The organism is Pantoea sp. PSNIH1 (genome assembly GCF_007680655.1).
Taxonomy (GTDB): domain Bacteria; phylum Pseudomonadota; class Gammaproteobacteria; order Enterobacterales; family Enterobacteriaceae; genus Pantoea; species Pantoea eucrina.
In genome coordinates this window covers 105,980-124,342 of record NZ_VEIP01000004.1, presented here as the reverse complement: position 1 = coordinate 124,342, position 18,363 = coordinate 105,980, and the positions used below count along the sequence as shown (strand labels likewise).

General features: G+C 56.9%; 15 protein-coding genes. 7 read left to right on the top strand and 8 right to left on the bottom strand.

Annotated elements, in window-relative coordinates:
* Positions 1-2: 2 nt before the first annotated feature.
* The 4 genes from FS690_RS11975 to ascF all read right to left on the bottom strand — a co-directional run bounded on the left by FS690_RS11975 (position 3) and on the right by ascF (position 4,767).
* A complete protein-coding gene (locus FS690_RS11975) occupies positions 3-1,217 on the bottom strand; it encodes a diguanylate cyclase domain-containing protein (RefSeq protein ID WP_145339667.1) in 1,215 nt (404 codons plus the stop codon).
* Position 1,218: 1 nt separating this feature from the next.
* Positions 1,219-1,776: a YfiR family protein gene (locus FS690_RS11970; protein ID WP_071668365.1), complete on the bottom strand. Its 558-nt coding sequence runs from the start codon at positions 1,774-1,776 to the stop codon at positions 1,219-1,221.
* Between the two features lie 96 nt (positions 1,777-1,872).
* Positions 1,873-3,309, bottom strand: coding sequence for a 6-phospho-beta-glucosidase (locus tag FS690_RS11965; protein WP_071668364.1), 1,437 nt, complete (start codon positions 3,307-3,309; stop codon positions 1,873-1,875).
* A gap of 15 nt (positions 3,310-3,324) precedes the next feature.
* On the bottom strand, positions 3,325-4,767 hold the full coding sequence (ascF, locus tag FS690_RS11960; protein ID WP_040113527.1) for a PTS cellobiose/arbutin/salicin transporter subunit IIBC: 1,443 nt from the start codon (positions 4,765-4,767) through the stop codon (positions 3,325-3,327).
* 239 nt (positions 4,768-5,006) lie between these two features.
* On the opposite strand from ascF, the gene FS690_RS11955 reads away from it, so the two are divergent.
* Entirely contained in the window at positions 5,007-6,035 is a 1,029-nt protein-coding gene (locus FS690_RS11955) for a LacI family DNA-binding transcriptional regulator (RefSeq protein ID WP_071668363.1), read from the top strand.
* Here FS690_RS11955 and FS690_RS11950 read toward each other — a convergent pair.
* The gene (locus FS690_RS11950; protein WP_071668362.1) at positions 6,029-6,703 is read right to left on the bottom strand and encodes a GntR family transcriptional regulator; all 675 of its coding nucleotides are present in this window, start codon (positions 6,701-6,703) and stop codon (positions 6,029-6,031) included. The two genes, FS690_RS11955 and FS690_RS11950, sit on opposite strands and share 7 nt — an antisense overlap.
* A gap of 114 nt (positions 6,704-6,817) precedes the next feature.
* Here FS690_RS11950 and FS690_RS11945 point away from each other — a divergent pair, with 114 nt between their 5' ends.
* Genes FS690_RS11945 through FS690_RS11930 form a run of 4 tightly spaced genes read left to right on the top strand, consistent with a single transcriptional unit; the run spans position 6,818 to position 10,814 of the window.
* Positions 6,818-7,498 carry a DUF2848 domain-containing protein gene (locus FS690_RS11945; protein ID WP_071668361.1) on the top strand — a complete coding sequence of 227 codons (681 nt, stop codon included), beginning with the start codon at positions 6,818-6,820 and terminating at the stop codon, positions 7,496-7,498.
* 14 nt (positions 7,499-7,512) lie between these two features.
* Positions 7,513-8,862: an amidase gene (locus tag FS690_RS11940; protein WP_108569898.1), complete on the top strand. Its 1,350-nt coding sequence runs from the start codon at positions 7,513-7,515 to the stop codon at positions 8,860-8,862.
* On the top strand, positions 8,855-9,493 hold the full coding sequence (locus FS690_RS11935) for a DUF4286 family protein (protein ID WP_108569841.1): 639 nt from the start codon (positions 8,855-8,857) through the stop codon (positions 9,491-9,493). The genes FS690_RS11940 and FS690_RS11935 overlap by 8 nt, the downstream gene beginning before the upstream one ends.
* Complete coding sequence (locus FS690_RS11930; protein ID WP_094111616.1) at positions 9,483-10,814, top strand: MFS transporter; 1,332 nt, start codon at positions 9,483-9,485, stop codon at positions 10,812-10,814. The genes FS690_RS11935 and FS690_RS11930 overlap by 11 nt, the downstream gene beginning before the upstream one ends.
* Here the strand turns inward: FS690_RS11930 and FS690_RS11925 are convergent.
* Complete coding sequence (locus tag FS690_RS11925; RefSeq protein ID WP_255471491.1) at positions 10,809-13,379, bottom strand: EAL domain-containing protein; 2,571 nt, start codon at positions 13,377-13,379, stop codon at positions 10,809-10,811. The two genes, FS690_RS11930 and FS690_RS11925, sit on opposite strands and share 6 nt — an antisense overlap.
* 443 nt (positions 13,380-13,822) lie before the next feature.
* Here FS690_RS11925 and FS690_RS11920 point away from each other — a divergent pair, with 443 nt between their 5' ends.
* Positions 13,823-14,896: an acyltransferase gene (locus tag FS690_RS11920; RefSeq protein ID WP_071668358.1), complete on the top strand. Its 1,074-nt coding sequence runs from the start codon at positions 13,823-13,825 to the stop codon at positions 14,894-14,896.
* A gap of 30 nt (positions 14,897-14,926) precedes the next feature.
* On the opposite strand, the gene FS690_RS11915 is transcribed toward FS690_RS11920, so the two are convergent.
* A complete protein-coding gene (locus FS690_RS11915) occupies positions 14,927-16,213 on the bottom strand; it encodes a PAS domain-containing methyl-accepting chemotaxis protein (protein WP_040113520.1) in 1,287 nt (428 codons plus the stop codon).
* A 431-nt stretch (positions 16,214-16,644) separates the two neighbouring features.
* On the opposite strand from FS690_RS11915, the gene FS690_RS11910 reads away from it, so the two are divergent.
* On the top strand, positions 16,645-17,766 hold the full coding sequence (locus tag FS690_RS11910) for a nitronate monooxygenase family protein (RefSeq protein WP_304621808.1): 1,122 nt from the start codon (positions 16,645-16,647) through the stop codon (positions 17,764-17,766).
* 144 nt (positions 17,767-17,910) lie between these two features.
* Here the strand turns inward: FS690_RS11910 and FS690_RS11905 are convergent, their stop codons facing one another.
* Positions 17,911-18,111 carry a hypothetical protein gene (locus FS690_RS11905; RefSeq protein WP_094111613.1) on the bottom strand — a complete coding sequence of 67 codons (201 nt, stop codon included), beginning with the start codon at positions 18,109-18,111 and terminating at the stop codon, positions 17,911-17,913.
* Between the last annotated feature and the right edge of the window lie 252 nt (positions 18,112-18,363).

Sequence of the window (18,363 nt, the reverse complement as noted above, 5' to 3'; positions counted from 1 at the left end):
TTTCACAGCCGATCCTTATTCAGTTTTTTGTTTTTATACATATGCAAATCTGCCCGCTCCAGCAGTGAGGCCACGCTGTCGCCAGAGTGCGCCCAGGCGTAGCCGATGGTGACTGAGGTGGTAATAGTGCGGTCTTCACTGAGCGCGATAGGCTGGCGTACCGCATGCTGTATGGCATCCCGGAGCGCCTGCAGCCGGGCAGGCGTAGTGCGGCTGGTGTGGACAATCGCAAACTCATCGCCGCCCATGCGTGCAACCAGATCGCCTTCAGAGACCAGGGCGGCCAGGCGTTCGCCGGTTGCTTTCAGCACTTCATCCCCGGCAGCGTGTCCCCAGCTGTCATTAATGTATTTAAAGCGGTCACCATCCAGAAACAGCAGCGCAAAGCGCGGCGGCGTTAACGGACGATCGAGCAATTGCGCCAGCCGCGCCACAAAAGCAGAACGGTTCGCCAGACCGGTAAGCGGATCCGTCAGCGCTTTTTCTGCCAGCGAACGGTTATCGCGCAGCAGCGATGCTTTCAGCGTCTGCATCTCACTCAGCAGCGCGTTCAGATCGCTGGAGAGCAGCTGAAACTCATTGATCGGCTCAGGCGGCACGCGCTGAGCAAAATCACCGGTGCGGATCACATAGTGAATCGCGCGCGTGATAGTGCGCATGGAGAGCAGAATGCCGCGATGCAGGAACTCACTCAGCATAAAAGAGATCACCAGCACGCACAGCATACCGCAGGTCAGGATCAGGATGGAGTAGTGGATAAATTCGCTGGCGCCGTTCACCGTTCCGGCCAGCGTCAGGCTGCCGGCCCGCGTGCCCGCGTGCTGTATCTCCACGGTAATCGGGCTGGCGTAGATCCACTGCCGCAGCTGTTTTTCATAGAAGCCGCTGTGCTCGCGGCGGTTGACCCAGTCAACCAGTACGGTATGGCTGGCGGTGACCAGCTGCGCCGACGCAAACATCCCTTTGTCACCCAGCATGGCAATCTTACTGTGCGCATCATAGCTGTCTTCAAATACCGTTGCCGCAGTAAGACTGGTGCTCAGCGTGGTTGCCGTCAGCGCCAGATTGCGGTTTTCGTAACGCTTAATAAAGTAGAGAGAGGTCGAGGTCATCAGCAGCCAGCACAGCAGCAGGATCACCGCCGCATTTATGGTGCTGATGCGGCGCAGGCGACCGCGCAGTGATGAACCCTGACGTTTTCTCAGTAAAAATTTCATCTTATTGGTTCTCTTTACGCGACAGCATCAGCACATCGGGACTGACTTTGACGCCGCTGCGTGCCAGTGAATCGAGATTCACCGAAAAACGGGTACGTTCCTCACCAAAAATCATACAGAAAGTGGCGCCGGTTGCGCAGTCAGGGTTATTTTCCGCCATGCTGAGCACCGCTTTATCAGGCATTGCTGCCAGAGCAGCGTGCTGCTGAGCCGGAGTTTCCGTGCCGAAATAGACCGCGTCGCAGTGCAGCGCGGATAACCTGCCAGCGCTGTCAGCGCGCACGACGCTGAACGGCGTGGCAGGCGGCGCGTCGGCTGATGAAAGCGTGAGGTGTCGGGCGGAGGCCAGGATGCAGAGCTGCGGCACCTGCACCCGAGGTGGCCAGCGGGTAAAACTCAGGATACCGCTGACAATGCGGTTAGCGCGATTGTCAGCGGCAGTATGCTCAGCGGCGTATGCCATCGGCCAGCTAAGCAGCACCAGCAGCGCAGGCAGTGCGCAGCACAGCCAAAGGCAGGATCCTTTTGAATACGGGGCAGGAAATCCTTTTATCTGCATGGCACTCTTCCTGGTCAGTAAAGCCGGGATAGTACCATTCTTCCGTATCAATACACATCAGCCGCCCGCAGCCGTGACGACAGAAGTGGCAAAATATTACTCAGAACTGAGGTCGCGTCCGTTACTGGCAATGACTTTTTTATACCACCAGAAGGATTTTTTGCGCGTGCGCTGCAGGGTGCCGTTGCCCATGTCATCCCGATCAACGTAGACCAGGCCATAACGCTTACTCATCTCACCTGTAGAAGCGGCGACCAGATCGATACAGCCCCAGGTGGTGTAGCCCATCACCGGTATGCCATCGGCGATAGCCTCTGCCATAGCCTCAATATGCTGCTGCAGATAGCTGATGCGGTAGTCGTCATGAATTTCACCGGCGGCGGTAAGCTCATCACGTGCGCCGAGGCCATTCTCCACCAGAAACAGCGGCTTCTGATAACGGTCATACATCATATTCATGGTGATGCGCAGGCCCAGCGGATCGATTCCCCAGCCCCAGGCGCTGCGCGCAATGTGCGGGTTGGTCAGCGATTTAACAACGTTGGCGGCGCTGCTGTTCTGCTCATTCATCTCTGCCGAGGCGCAGCGCGAGGCGTAATAGCTGAAGGAGATAAAATCTACCGTGTGACGCAGAATGGCTGCGTCTTCATCCGTTATTTCAAGGGTTACGCCTTTTTCACGGAACAGTCGTGCGCTGTAGGCAGGGTAGGCTCCGCGAGCCTGAACATCAATAAAGAACAGGTTTTCACGATCTTTCTGCAGCGCGGCCCAGACATCCTCTGGCTTGCACGACCATGGATAAAAGTTACCGCCCGCCAGCATACAGCCCACCTGGTTCTGCGGATTAACCTCATGCGCAATCTTTGTCACCAGCGCGCTGGCGACCAGTTCATGATGCGCCGCCTGATACTTCACCTGCTCATGATTCTCGCCGGGTTCAAATACCAGGCCAGCGCCTGAGAAGGGACTGTGCAGCAGGATATTGATCTCATTGAAGGTCAGCCAGTACTTCACCAGGCCATCAAACGCTTCAAAGCAGGTTCGCGCGTACCGCGCAAAGAAATCGATCATTTTACGATTGCGCCATGAGCCATATTCAATGACCAGATGCATTGGCACATCAAAGTGAGAGAGCGTAACCAGTGGCTCAATGCCATATTTTCGGCACTCGGTGAATACTTTATGATAAAAAGCGATCCCGTCCGCATTCGGCGTCAGCTCATCGCCGTCAGGAAAGAGCCGGCTCCAGGCGATAGAGGTACGAAAAACGGTAAAGCCCATCTCTGCCATCAGCGCGATATCTTCTTTATAGCGATGATAAAAATCGATAGCGTCATGGCTGGGATAGAACTCCTCTTCGCGCAGCGTAAACCGCTTCTCCAGCCCCAGCTTAACCGCCATACGGTTAGCGCCGTGCGGGATCATATCCACCGTGGTCAGCCCTTTACCATCGGCCAGGTAACTTCCTTCAGACTGGTTGGCGGCTAAAGCGCCGCCCCATAAAAAACCGGCCGGGAATGGCGTGTCAGACATAAAAAACCTCAATCATTAACGGGTAGGGATGGCAACATTGCCGGTGGCCGGCTGCGGCTTTTCTGCTGGTGTGGTAACAGGAATATCCTCAAAGCCGAGCAGCAGCGTCAGCACAAATGAAACCACCACGGAAAGCACCATAACGCCGCCCACCCAGACAATGCTCATGGGGTTAGCAGGATCAAAAAACTGGACGCTGGTAAACAGGCCCGGTGAGGCCATAGAGTGGCTGGCGAGTCCGCCGATGCCGGCCACCGCGCCGCAGATAAAACCGCTGATCAGACTGGCGATCAGCGGACGGCGCAGCCGCACGGCCACACCGTACAGCGCCGGCTCGGAAATACCGGCGACAATGGCAGAGGCGGCGGCGGCAAAAGCGGTCTGACGCAGCTCCGGGTTTTTGGTTTTAAACGCGACTGCCAGCGACGCGCCGCCAAGCGAAAGGTTGGCACCAATTTCTGACGGCATCACCATGCCCTCTTTGCCGGTTTCAGCGATGGTCTGAATGATAGTAGGGGTAAAAACGCGGTGCATACCGGTCATCACCAGCAGCGGCCAGAGTGCGCCCATAATGGCGACTGAGAGCCAGCCCAGATAGCCGTGAATGGTGTAGACCAGCGCAGAGATGCCGCTGCCGATCCAGATCCCCAGCGGCCCGACAAGCAGAATGGCTACCGGCGCGGCCAGCAGGACGATCAGCATCGGCTTGAGGAAATTTTTCGTCACGGCAGGGGTGATGCGATCAACCCAGCGTTCGATCCAGGAGAGGATCCAGGTCATCACCAGCGCGGGGATCACGGTATAGGTATATTTCACCGCCGTTACCGGAATAAACGCGAACTCCACCGTCTGGCCCTGCGCGGCTTTCGCCATCAGGTCGATAAAATTGGGGTGTACCAGCACTCCGGCAATGGCGATCGCCAGCGACATATTGGTATTAAATTTAAGCGCGGCTGAAGCCGCAACCATCACCGGCAGGAAAAAGAAAGCGCCGTCGCCGATAACGTTGAGAATGATCAGCGTTGAACTGCCTTTCTCCAGCACGCCACCCATCTCCAGCATCATCGCCAGCAGCTTAACCATTGAGCCACCGATGATAGCCGGGATTAGCGGTGACATCGTGCCCACCAGTGCATCAAGAATGCCGGCTCCGATGCGGCGCAGCGTGATTTTCCGCGCCGGCGCGGCTGCGGTGGCAGAAGCGCCGGGCGTGCCGAGCTGCTGCACCGCCTGGTAAGCGAGGTTTACGTCATTGCCAATGATCACCTGACACTGTGTGTCGGTATAGACCACACCCATTACGCCCGGGATCGCTTTTAGCGCGGCATCATTAATCTTTTCGCGTGCGTGCACCACAAAACGCAGTCGCGTCATACAGTGGGTCACCGCCGTAACGTTCTCCAGGCCGCCAAGCGCAGCAACAATGGAGCGGGCGGCGTCTGCATATTTATTCGCCATGATTTCTGTCTCAGTTTTCAGGGTAAGATTGTCCGGCAGCAGGCTGCCTGTTTTTTATTCATGAGAAACCGGTTTCACAAAATCATGAGATGTGCATTATGTTCAGGCAAGAGAATTAAAATTTAATATCTGCAATTGTGACGCAGATCGGATCTCGCCCGGCGGGACAAAAGATAAATTTCTTTGCCTGTCCCGATACTTAGGTAAACTCAGCGCAGGAGAGCTTAAACAGGCAGATTATGACCACTATCACCGAAGTAGCGAAACGCGCGGGTGTCTCAAAAGCGACAGTGTCACGTGTTCTGTCAGGTAACGGCTATGTCAGCCAGGATACGCGGGAAAAAGTGTATGCGGCCATCGCTGAAACCGGCTTCCGGCCCAATCTGCTGGCGCGCAATCTGGCGACGCGCTCCAGCCAGACAATCGGGCTGGTCATTACCAATACGCTCTATAGCGGCAGCTACTTTACCGAGATGATGCAGCATTCAGCGCGCATGCTTGAACAGCAGGGGCGCCAGCTGCTGCTGGTGGACGGCAAACACAGCGCGGCAGAAGAGCGGGCCGCCATTGAGTTTTTGCTCGATCTGCGCTGCGATGGCGTCATCATCTATCCGCGCTTTCTTTCCATTGAAGAGATGGACAGCATTATTGCTCAGCACCGGCATCCGATTTTGGTCATCAACCGTCGCCTGCGTCAGCATACCAGCTACTGCATTTTTGCCGATCAGCACGCCACCAGCGCGGCAGTCGTTGAGCAGCTTATTCTGCTGGGGCATCGCGAGATTGCGTTTATCACCGGATCGCTTGATTCGCCTACCGGACGCGAGCGTCTGGCGGGCTATCAGACGGCGCTGGCGAAGCATGGCATTGCGTTCGATTCGGCTCGGGTGGTGGAAGGGCGCTGGCAGGCGGAACAGGGCGTCATGGCTATTGAGCAGCTGCTGACGCAGCACGTCCGCTTCAGCGCGGTGGTGGCAAGTAATGATGAAATGGCGATTGGCGCACTCAGGGCGCTGGCCGTCCGGGGGATTGCCGTGCCGCAGCAGGTGGCGGTGGTGGGATTTGATGATATTCCACTGGCACCCTATACCCTTCCTGCGCTGTCGAGCGTGAAAATGCCGGTGACAGAGATGATCCATGAAACCATCGCCCGTCTGGTCGCCATGCTTGACGGCGGCGATATCAGGCCAGGCGCGCCGCACACCGGCACGCTTATCCGGCGTGAATCCCTGGCTGCAGGTCCCTGGCTATCCCGCGCGACTCAGTGATTAAGCAGCGCCTGACGGAAAGAGAGAATATGTACCCGCGTCGCCGCTTCCGCCTGTTGCACGTCACCTTGCTCCAGCGCCAGGATGATCGCTTCATGCTCGGCGATCACCTCTTCCATATGCCGGACGCTGGAGAGCGTGGTTGCCCAGAAGCGCTGTGCCTGAGCATGAATAATGCTCAGAATGTCGGTCAGACGCCGGTTTCCGGCAATCTCCGCCAGCCCCTGATGAAATTCCCGATCCAGCAGCATCATCGTCTCTCTTTCATGCGCCGCACCGGCATGTGCGATTTGCTGATTGAGCTGACGCAACGTAGCAATCTGCGCGTCACTGATGCGCGCCGCGGCCAGCCTGACGCATAGCGCTTCATTCACCAGCCTGACCTCAATCAGTTCAAGCGCATCATCAATAGAGAGCGGCGAAACCATCACACCTTTACGGGGAATGATCTGCAGCAGGCCCTCCGTCGCCAGCCGGTGCACCGCCTGATTAACCGGCGTGCGGCCCATCTGCAGATCTTCCATCACCTGCGCCGTGTTCAGATAGTCGCCGGGTTTATAGCGCAGCGTGATCAGGCGATGTTTAAACGCCAGATAGGCGCGCTCATTTAATGAAAGCGTCTTTCCCTCCGCCTGCGGGTTCACATTTTCAGCCATTACATCACTCATTGCGCACATCCTTTTTTGGGTACTGAGACATATTACACAAAAACCTGGCATGAAAATGGCTACTTTGAAATCACAGTGAAATTTCACAATCATTTCAAGTCAGGAGAACCGACCATGCAGCTACGTTTCAACACGCAGGAAAACCCGCCCCTGTCGCTGGACGTCACCATCAACCGACTGGTCATTGCGGGCTGGGCCGGGCGCGATCGGGAAGCCGTATTGCACCATATCCGTGAGCTGGAGGCGCTGGGCGTGCCCGCTCCTGGTGCAGTACCGCTGTTCTATCGCGCCACGCCAGGGCTGCTGAGCCAGCAGGCGAACGTGGATGTGGTGGGAGAGCAGACGTCAGGGGAAGCTGAGCCGTTTGTCTTTTTTCACCAGGGAGAGTGCTGGGTTTCGCTTATCTCTGACCACACCGATCGCCATCTGGAAACCTTCAGCGTGGCGCTCTCAAAACAGGTATGTGTGAAGCCAGTCGCGCAGCAGGCGTGGCGCATGGCGGAGGTTGCCGCGCACTGGGATCGGCTGGAGCTGCGTGCCTGGATAATGGAAAACGGCGACTGGGTCACCTACCAGTCCGGCACGCTTGATGCACTCCTCTCTCCGCTGGAGCTGATTGCGCGCTTCTCAGGTAAAACGGCTGAAGAGGAGGGATTTGCGATCTCCTGCGGCACATTATCGGCTATTGGCGGTATTCGTCCCGCCGCGGCGTTTCGCATGGCGCTGCACGACCCGGTGCTGAATCGCACGCTGGAACACAGCTATTCGCTGTCCACTCTGCCGGTTATTGCCTGATGGAGACGCGCCTTATGACAACCTTATGGCAGGCAAGCCAGCAGCTGCAGGCGGGCGAAACCACATCGGTGGCGCTGACGGCACAGGCGCTGGCGGCGATTCAGGCGGAGCAGGGCGAGGGCGCGCGCGCGTTTACTCAGGTATGGGCGGAGCAGGCGCAGCAGCTGGCCATCGCTGCCGATGCGCGCCGGGCACGCGGCGCGGCGCGCTCACCACTTGATGGCGTGCCGGTCAGTATTAAAGATCTGTTCGACGTTGCAGGCTCCCCCACGCTCGCCGGATCGCGGCTGCCCGGCCTCCCGCACGCGACGGCTGACGCCACTATTGTGCAGCGCCTGCTGCAGGCGGGCGCTGTGATCGTGGGCAAAACCACTATGACGGAATTTGCCTTTTCCGGGCTGGGCATTAATCCGCATTACGGCACGCCAGCTAACCCGTGGCGGCGGCAGGAAAAACGCATTCCGGGCGGTTCATCATCCGGTGCGGCGGTCGCGGTTGCGGACGGTATGTCAGCCGGCTCCGCAGGCACGGATACCGGCGGCTCAGTACGTATTCCGGCCGCACTCTGCGGTCTGACCGGCTTTAAGCCCAGCGCCAGCCGTATTGACCAGCGGGGCACGCTGCCGCTGGCACCGTCGCTCGACAGTATCGGGACGATTGCTCATGACGTGCGGAGCTGCTGGCTGCTGGACAGCGTTATCGCCGATGCACCGCTGACGCTCGGGCCGCGCAGTCTGGCTGACGCACATTTTCTTATTCCTCAAACCCGCGTGCTCGACGGTCTGGATGAGGGCGTCAGCGCTGCCTGGCAGCGCGCGCTCAGGATACTGCGCGAGGCGGGTGCGACGCTGACAGAGCAGCCGATGCCTCTGCTGAACGAGCTCGATACCCTCAACGCGCGCGGCGGTATCACCGCGTATGAAGCCTGGCAGTGGCACCAGGCGTGGGTGGAGAGAGCCCCGGCAGAGTACGATCCGCAGGTGCTGCTGCGGATCCGGCGCGGCAGCGCGCTGACGGCGCAGGATGCGGAGCAGCTGTATCAGCTGCGCCGGACGTGGCAGCAGCAGGTCAGCGATTTCCTGTTGCCCTTTGACGCGCTGCTGATGCCCACCGTGCCGCTGATCGCACCCACCATTGCCGAACTGGATGATGAAGAGCGCTACCGCGAAGTCAACCTGCTGATGCTGCGCAACACCAGCGTCATCAACATGCTGGATGGCTGCGCCATTTCACTGCCCTGCCATACGCCCGGCGAGGCACCTGCCGGCCTGATGCTGGCGTCAGTTCACAACCAGGATGCAGCGCTGCTTAGCTGGGCCGCTGCTGCCGAATCTGCCCTGCAACGAGGTTTACATCATGAATAATCCCCACGGTATGCTGTTTGTCGCCACCAGTGTGGCACCCGAAGATGATGCTGATTTTAACCAATGGTATGACCATGAACATGTTGAAGAGCGCGTCGCCATCGAAGGCTTTCTCAGCGGTACGCGTTATCGTGCCGTAGCGGCAGCGCGCCGCTATCTGGGGCTTTATGAAACTGCATCGCTGGAGACTTTTACCAGCGCCGCCTACCACGCCGCCTTTACGCGCCAGACGGAATGGTCAGTCACTAATCTCAACCGGATGATTAATCCGAAGCGAAGGGTTTGCGCAGTGACACACCGGCATGGCCGGGGTCAGGGCGCGCATCTCGCTATTCTGACCCTGCCCGCAGACGCTGAAGGCACGGCGCTGCAGGCGTGGCAGCTGCAGCTGCCGCAGGTGCCGGGCTATATCTCCTCCTGCCTGCTGACGCCGGATGTGTCACTCAGCACGCCGTTGCCGCGCGAAACCGATGCCGATCGTCCGATGCACGCCATGCTGCTGCTGCACTGCGCTGATGAAACCGCCTCTGTCACGCTGGCTGCTATGGCCGCGCACACTTTCAATGCTGATGCAGAGCGCTACGCGCTGAGCTGGCAGCTTACCCGACAGGAGATCTCCTATGAGCAATAATGACTCTGCACTGTCACAGGTCTCGCAGCCTGACGTCGCACACGCTGCCGCTACGGGCGCCAGCAAAACCCGGCGGCTGGCAGCCGCCAGCTCTATCGGTACGGCGCTGGAGTGGTACGATTTCACCGTCTATAACATCATGGCGGCGCTGGTGTTTAACCATGTGTTCTTCCCCAGCTTCGATCCGCTGGTCGGCACCATTCTGGCGTTCTCAACGTATGCCGTTGGCTATGTCTCCCGTCCGGTAGGTGGCTTTATCTTTGGGCATCTTGGCGACGTGGCCGGACGCAAAGCGGTGCTGGTCACTACGCTGGTTATCATGGGCGTCACGACCGCGCTGATGGGTATGCTGCCCGGCTACGCCAGCTGGGGGATCTGGAGTCCGGTGCTGTTGGTCGCGCTGCGGTTTATTCAGGGCATAGCGCTGGGCGGGGAATGGGCCGGTGCGGTACTGCTCTCGATGGAGCATGGTGACGCCAGCAAGCGCGGGCGTAACGCCTCGTTTGCGCAGGTAGGGCCGTCGTGCGGTACGCTTATCGGCACCGGCTTTATTACGCTTGTGACCCTGTCACTGAGCGGCGAGGCGTTTCAGGCATGGGGCTGGCGTATACCCTTCCTGCTCAGCCTGCTGCTGGTGATGTTTGGGCTGTGGCTGCGCCGCGGCGTGGATGAGACCCCCACCTTTAAAGCGATGAAACAGGCAGATAAAACCACGCAGGCTCCGCTTAAAGAGGTGTTTACTCATCATCCGCGCGCGCTGCTGATTGCCGGTGGTTCACGCATCGGATCTGACGTGCTGTATGCGCTGGTGGTGGTCTTTACGCTGACCTACGTCACCACGGTGCTGGAGCTGCCGCGTCCGGTAGCGCTGCTGGCGACTATGCTCGGCGCCATCGGCAATGCGATTACGGTGCCGATGTTTGGTGCTTTATCCGATCGGCTGGGGCGTCGCCCGGTCTATATTGCTGGCGCACTGCTGGGCGTGATCTGGAGCTTTGTCTTTTTTGTTCTGCTCGACAGCTCACAGCCGGTACTGATTGTGCTGGCGGTAATCGTCGGGTTACTGATCCATGCGATTATGTATGGTCCGCAGGCGGCTTTCGTGACCGAACAGTTTCCCGGCCACGTCCGCTACGCCGGCTCTTCGCTCGCCTATACGCTGGCCGGTATCATCGGCGGCGGCTTCGCGCCGCTGATCATCACCTCGCTTTATCGTGAGTCAGGCAGCACGCTCTGGGTATCACTTTACGTGTCGCTGGCGCTGCTGATCACGCTGCTTGCTCTGTGGAAAGCGAAAGAGACGGCGCATAAACCGCTATAAATGTCGCTGGCGAGGGACCGCCGCATTTTTCCATACCGGACTATCTTCCGGCAGCACCATCGCAATCTGCGCCAGCGGACCCGGACGTCCGATATAGTAACCCTGTACCGCGTCGCAGGAGAGCGCCTGCAGCTGCGCCATATGTCCGGGGGTTTCCACCCCTTCAGCCGTAACTGACAGCGAATAGGCTTTACCCAGTCCAATCATATTTTCCACTACCTGACGCGCCTGCGGGGATTCACCCAGCGGGAAAATAAACGATTTATCGATCTTGAGGCCATCAAACGGAAACGCGCGCAGATAGCAGAGCGAGGCGTAACCGGTGCCGAAATCGTCAATCAGGAATTTTACGCCGAGCGCTTTAACCGCCTGCATCGTCGCCAGCGTTTTCTCCGGATCGCTCAGCAGCGCGTTTTCCGTCACTTCTATCTCCAGCCGGTGATTGGGCAGGCCGCTGAGCTGCAGCACCTGGGCAATACGTGACGGCAGCGCATCATTCTGGAGTTCCGTCGCTGAAATATTAACTGACACAGACAGCGTCGGCTCAAACTTAACAATATCGCTGCAGGCGCGCAGCAGCACCCAGTCGCTCAGCGCGCCAATCAGGCCGGTCTCTTCCGCCAGTGGGATGAACTGATCGGGCATCAGCAGACCCAGCCGCGGATGCTGCCAGCGTACCAGCGCCTCAACTGCCGTAACCTGTCCGGCTGCCAGCTCATAGCGCGCCTGGTAAACCAGCGCCAGCTGCTCGCTGTTAATCGCATCGCGCAGCTCATGCTCCAGCTCGCGGCGCTGCACAATCTTCTCTTCCATATCGCGATCGAAAAAGACCCACTGATTGCGTCCGCTATTTTTCGCCTTATACAGCGCGATATCGGCATAACGCAGCAGATCGCTGGCGTTATCGGCGTCCTGCGGCGCCAGCGCAATGCCGAGACTGGCGCCAATGTGCAGCGTGTTGTCACACACCTCAAACGCATCGTTGATACGCGCTATCAGCTGCTGACACAGCGCGATAATACGATCGCGGCTGTTCATTTCAGGCAGGATCGCCACAAACTCATCGCCCCCCAGGCGTGCCGCCAGTCCGTGACTGCCGAGACAGGCGCGGATACGGTCCGATACCTCATGCAGAACTTTGTCGCCTGCGGTGTGACCGTAGATATCGTTGACCGGCTTAAATTTATCCAGATCGATCATGATAATCGCCAGGCGATGTTGCGGATCGGACGGCAGGCTGAGTTTGCCCGTCAGAAACTCCTGCATCTGCACCCGGTTAGCCAGCCCGGTCAGCTCATCAAAATGGGAGAGGTAGTGCGCCCGCGCCTGCGCCTCATACTCGAGCGTGATATCCGTAGCGCTGCCGCGGAAACCGCTGACGCCCTGGGTCAGCATCACCTCTTTCAGCGTCAGGTTACAGTAGCGCACGTGCCCCTGCGCGGAGCGGTAGCGGCAACCGGTCAGCGTCAACTGACCACCGGATTGCTGAAACAGCGTCAGACGGCTGCGATATTTCGCGTAATCCAGCAGAAAATCCGCCAGCGTACGCTGTATCCACTCCTGACTGCTAAAACCGGTGACGACCGGAAACCGCCCTGAAATCCAGACAAAGCGCAGCTGGCTGTCCATTTCCCAGATCCAGTCCGTAGTGGTTTCGGCGATGTCACGGAAGCGTCGTTCGCTGGCGCTCAGGGCGAGCTGGCTCTGTCCCAGTAGCCAGGCGCTCTCATCATTAAGCTGCGCTTTACGCAGCGCGCTGCGCATCAGCATCAGCGCGGTAAACAGTGAGAGCAGCATAATCAGCACCAGCAGAGGCAGCAATCCGGTCAGCAGCGCGCCGCCAGGATTTGCGCTGCGCCAGACCAGCGCAACGCGCTTGTCACCCACGGAGAGCAGCAGAGCGGGAGAGGCTGGCTGGCCGGCAGGCGAGGTATCCAGATGGAGGTTCTGAATACCATACTCATGACCCAGCGTAAGCAGCTTCTGTGGCGTCAGGCGATCGGTGAAAATCATCAGCGAAGGCGGACCAGGCAGCGCCGTTACGCTGCGGTCGCCTCCTGGGGTGATCCACGCCGCGCTGTAGAGTGTGAGCTGCCCCTTTGCCAGCACGTAGTCGCTGATCGCTTTACCCGCGCTCGCCTGCAGCTGCGTTTTAATCCGGGGCAGGGGATCGGCGCCCAGCCAGAGAGAGAGCGTTCTCTCTTCCGGCTGCCCACGGATTACGCTGTAGCGCGTTTCATCCTGCGGTGAGATAACAAATACCCCCTCATAGGCAAAGGTATCAAACAGCGAGGCGCCAAGATTCTGATTATCCCATGCCCAGCTGCGATTCAGCGTACGATGCAGATTCTGGTACGCCTCGCCCCACTCGGCGTTATCAGAGAGGTGAAACTGCATGACCGCCTGCCGCGTCTGAAGCGCTTTATCCAGCAGCAAAGATTGCTGGCGATCGGATTGGCGGTTTAAATCGCTGGCGATAAATATCAGGCTGATAAACGCCCCGGCAAATGCCAGCAGGATCAGCAGTACCATCATCATCATAGGCTGACGGATCAGACCACGCATTTGCCCGCGTGTGGGAGAATCGACAAGAGAGGTCTTCGCTATCATAGGCTTAATACGCCAGTTAAAATGACATTACAAAAGTATGTTCAGGTTATCGGCACAGGCTGGCAAAACCTGATGCGTGAACGTGATGTTGCGCTGTGACAACCCTGCCGGAGAGCTGGTGCATAAAAAGATGCAGGCAGTAAAACTGAATCTGTCGGGTGATATGTAATAAACGGACCTGAATAAATGGGCGTTTCAGTGCTCAGGTTCAAGTATAGCCAGCTCTGCGGGCATAGCAGAGGTATCAAATACCCTGAATGAGTAGCCAGAAATTTCTATAACATTTTGCTGTTTACTTAATATAAATTTAATATTAATAGGAATAAGCCTTATTGAATGTAAATCTGCGTCAATGTTAATTTGACTTATGTCTATTTATTATTGTCACTGAGAACATCATGCAGGCTCGTATCACTCACCTCGACGGTATGCGCGGTTTGGCCATTCTGATGGTTATCGCCTATCACGCCTGGGCGCGCTGGCCAGAACTGCTGCCTTATGTCGCCACCACTCAGCATCTGCCGCTCTTTTCTTTTGGCTGGGCTGGAGTGCAGCTCTTTTTTATGATCTCGGGCTTTGTTATTTTTATGACGCTTGACCGATCGGAGAGCTATTCGGGCTTTCTGCAGAAGCGCTGGCTGCGGCTCTTCCCGGCGATGCTTATTGCCAGCCTGCTGCTTTTTCTGGCCGGCGGATTTTTTCCGGAGTGGTCTCTTATGACCCCCTATGTGAAAAATCTGCTGCCGGGTCTGCTGTTTATTAATCCGGAAACGCTGACGCAGCTGACCGGCATTTCGTTTCACTCTATGGCGGGTTCTTTCTGGTCGCTTTATGTTGAAGCCCTGTTTTATCTGATTATCGGCGCTGTCTATTTCACTGCGGGACGTAAATATTGCCTGCCGGCGCTGATTTTACCGATGCTGTTACTTTCCGGTGCGTCAGTCATTAAGTCACTCGGCTATCCGCTGCTGGTGGATATCATCTCCAAACTGGGATTTATTCATTACGCCTGGTTTATGGTGGGCTGTCTGGTCTACGAGCGTCTGCACGGGCGTGACAGGCGCTACCACTATCTGCTGGTAGCCGTTGCGCTGCTGATCAACTTTAGCTATTACGTGAAAAACAGCGGGGCACTCGCGCTGGTGCCGCTGGTAGCGATGCTGCTGTTTTTCATCGCCAGCTTCAGGCTGCAGCGGATCCAGCACTTTCTTTCGCTGCGACTCTTTACCGCTATGGGCTTTGTCAGTTATGCGCTCTATCTGATTCATGAAAACCTGATGATTGCGATGCTGATTAAGCTTAACCGCTATGTCAAAAGTGACACTGTCATGATGATCATGCCGCCGGTAATGGTTATCGTGCTGGCCGGTGTTGCGTATGTCATTACCCGCTACGCGGAGCCGGCGCTGCGCCGGGCGCTGCAGAAAAAACGGCAGCCGGTCGCACCGGCCGCAGGCAGCGGCATAGAGTAGCGGGCGGGAGGCGAAAGCCTCCCGCTGGTTTCAGACATCCAGGCGGTGGATAACGTTAACAAATTCGTGAACGCCGCTGTTAATTTCCCGCAGGCTGCGCGACAGCATGCCGATTTTTTCCTGCTCAGCTACGACAAACTCACGCACCTCATCCAGCTGCTGATACATCTCTTTTATCAGCAGGCTGTTTTGCTGGACCACTTCGGTAATTTGCCGGGTCGCGGCAGCGGTGGAAGCAGCCAGACGACGTACTTCAGCGGCAACCACGCTGAAGCCGCGGCCTGCGTCACCGGCACGCGCAGACTCAATGGCGGCGTTCAGCGCCAGAATATTTGTTTGTGACGCGATGAGATTAATCGTGTTAACCACCTCGCCAATATTTCTGGCAGACGCATTAAGCTGAACGCCAATTTCCGTCGCAGCATTAACCCGCTGGGCCACCAGACCTGAATTGCGTACGGTTTCGTCCAGAACGTCGTTGGCGTTGTCGGTGATTTGCGACGTTTCACCTGACGTGGTGAGGGCTATATCTGCCACACGCTTTGCGGCCTCCACGCGCGCGGTGATATCAGAGGCAATTTTAATAACTTTATAGACCCGCCCATCCGCATCCACTACCGGGTTATAGCTCGCCTCCAGCCAGATGCGCTCACCGCTGGCGGTTTTACGCTCAAAACGACCGACAAAATGTTGCCCGCGCGCCATTTTTTGCCAGAAATCGGGCTGAGCGTGATAAAAATCGTCATAGCAGAACAGTCGGTGATGCTGACCAACAATCTCTTCACTGCTATACCCCATATGCTGCAGAAAATTGGCGTTGGCGCTGAGGATCTCGCCCTCAGGTGTAAATTCAATCACCGCCATGGAGCGATCCAGCGCGGTGATAACCGCCTCTTTATGCTCCAGCTCCTGATGGCGCGCGGTGATATCGCTGGCGACTTTGATCACCTTATACACCCGGCCTTTATCATCGCTGACCGGAAAGTAGGTCGCGCTCAGGTAGAAACGCTGCTGCTGACGATCGAAGCGCTCAAAAATGCCGGTGATTGACTCACCCCGCGCCAGCGTTTGCCAGAAACGGCGATAGCCCGCTGTCTGACTGTAAAGCGGTGAACAGAAGAGGCGATGGTGCTGGCCCTGGATCTCCTGCAGCTGATACCCCGTCAGCGTCAGAAACAGCGCGTTAGCATCAACAATTTCACCATCCGGCGTAAATTCAATCCAGGCAACATGCTGTCTGATAGCATTGATATCACGATGAACGCTGGCGCTGTGGCTGAACGGCAGCGCCAGGCGTGAAGTTTTCACCCCAAACATAAATGACCTCTGTCAGATAGTGTGCAGTTAAGTAGCGCGATCGCCTTACAAAGGGTCGCGTAATTTCATTCAGCGCAGAGCCTGTGCCGCGCTGGATGTTTCCCCCCGATTTCCATGTTGTCCTGAGCGCCGGCAGCCGTTAAGCGTAAACGGGCATCAGTCAGGGGGATTTTTTTGAAGTTCAGATTCCCGGTGCTGGCAATAAATGTGGTGCTGAATATATGTTATCGACGGCGGAAAACAAAAACTGAGTAAATTTTCTAATTAAAACGCAGCGGGGGGATTTTACCGTCAGCGGTCTGAAATCAGCCGGGTGCTGCGCTGTCAGGAAATATGTCGCTGAAGCAGAGTGGATCAGGCTGCTTGTTAAAGATGTAAATAAAATATAGGTTATCTCTGCTACAGAGAGCGGATAAGCAGAATGGCAGCTACTGACGGAGAGCTTTGTGATGACGACATCCCTGTGTAAAGAATTAAATCTGCGCTATCCGATTATCCAGGCCCCGATGGCAGGCGTTTCAACTCCGGAACTGGCTGCTGCAGTCAGCAATGCCGGTGCGCTTGGCTCGCTGGGACTGGGCGCCTCCTCTGCGGAAGAGGCTGCACGCCTTATACGGCAGACTCAGGCGCTTACCCGGCAGCCTTTTAACGTCAATCTGTTTTGCCATCCGCCCGGCCTGCGCAACGACGCAGTCGAAAAGGCGTGGATAGCACGTTTCGCCGATCGTTTTGCTGCTCTTGGCGCTCAGGTTCCCGTGAATCTGGAGGAGATATATCCCACTTTTTGCGGTCATGAAGCGGTGCTGCAGGTCATTGAGAAAACGCGTCCGGCGGTCGTGAGTTTTCATTTTGGTTTGCCACCGGCGGATACTCTGCGACGGCTGAAAGCCTGCCGGATAGTGACCCTGGCAACAGCCACCAGCGTGGCGGAAGCGGAAGCGATCGCGCAGCAGGGAGTGGATATGATTGTGGCGCAGGGCTATGAAGCAGGTGGCCATCGCGGCAGTTTTGCCGTCGATGAGGAGGATCATCAGCTCTCCACGCTGACGCTGGTACAGGCCATCTGTGCACGGGTTACGCTGCCGGTGATTGCCGCAGGCGGGATCATGAACGGTGCAGCAATCGCAGCAATGCAGGCTCTGGGTGCCAGCGGCGTACAGGCCGGTACCGCTTTTCTTCTCTGCCCTGAATCCGCTACTGCACCCGCCTGGCGTCAGGCGCTCCGGCATGCCGCTGTAACGGGTACTACCATGACTGCGGCAATTTCCGGTCGTGAAGCGCGCGCGCTGCGCAACGCATTCTGCACTATTACGCGCGATATCCCCCGCACCGAGATCCCTGCTTATCCGCTGGCTTATTCACTGGGTAAGGCGCTGGCTAAGGCTGCGCTGGCGCAGGGCGAGGCGGGGTTTGGGGCATACTGGGCGGGAGAGGGAGCAGCACTGGTACGCGAACTGCCGGCGGCGGAACTCATCCGGCAGCTGGTCACAGAGTGGCATGCTGCCTCTGGTCAGGGTAGCCCGACTAATGCGATACAACGGTCGTCTTTATAACGTGGCAGGAATGCATTATAAACGCGATTGCGTTTCGGACATCTGCTGATTAAATAAAAAAAACGGGTGGGACAGCAAATAAGCGCAGCGATAATTTTACCGCTGCGCTTATTTAGCGCAGGTAAGATATCCGTAGATAAACTATTAACTCATCTGGACTGATATAAATTGAATGGCTTCACCATAAATTTTCTTAACGCCATCAATAGCCTGCGCTTCAGACTCTTGTAACTCCGCCAGAATGGCATATTTTTCAACGGGCACGCCCGCTGCAATAAGGGTAGTCACGGCGCGTCCTATCGCCTGATTAATGTCGTTAATAGGTTGTACATCAACCGGTTTCACCAGGTTTTCTCCACAGATAAAATATGCCAGTCAGCACAGAGCCGCAGGCAGTAATACGTTACAGCAATGATTGCTGATATATATAATGCCATAGAGAAAATAAATTTTAAATATAGATCTGAGTCATGTTTTATTGCCCGCTAAGGCGTCTTTTTACCTTGGCGGTTCGTTAAAAAAACGTGCTGCTTGCTATCAACGTACAATCGGGCTAGCCTGCTGATCGTTGAAATAATCACGCTAAGTACAGGCATA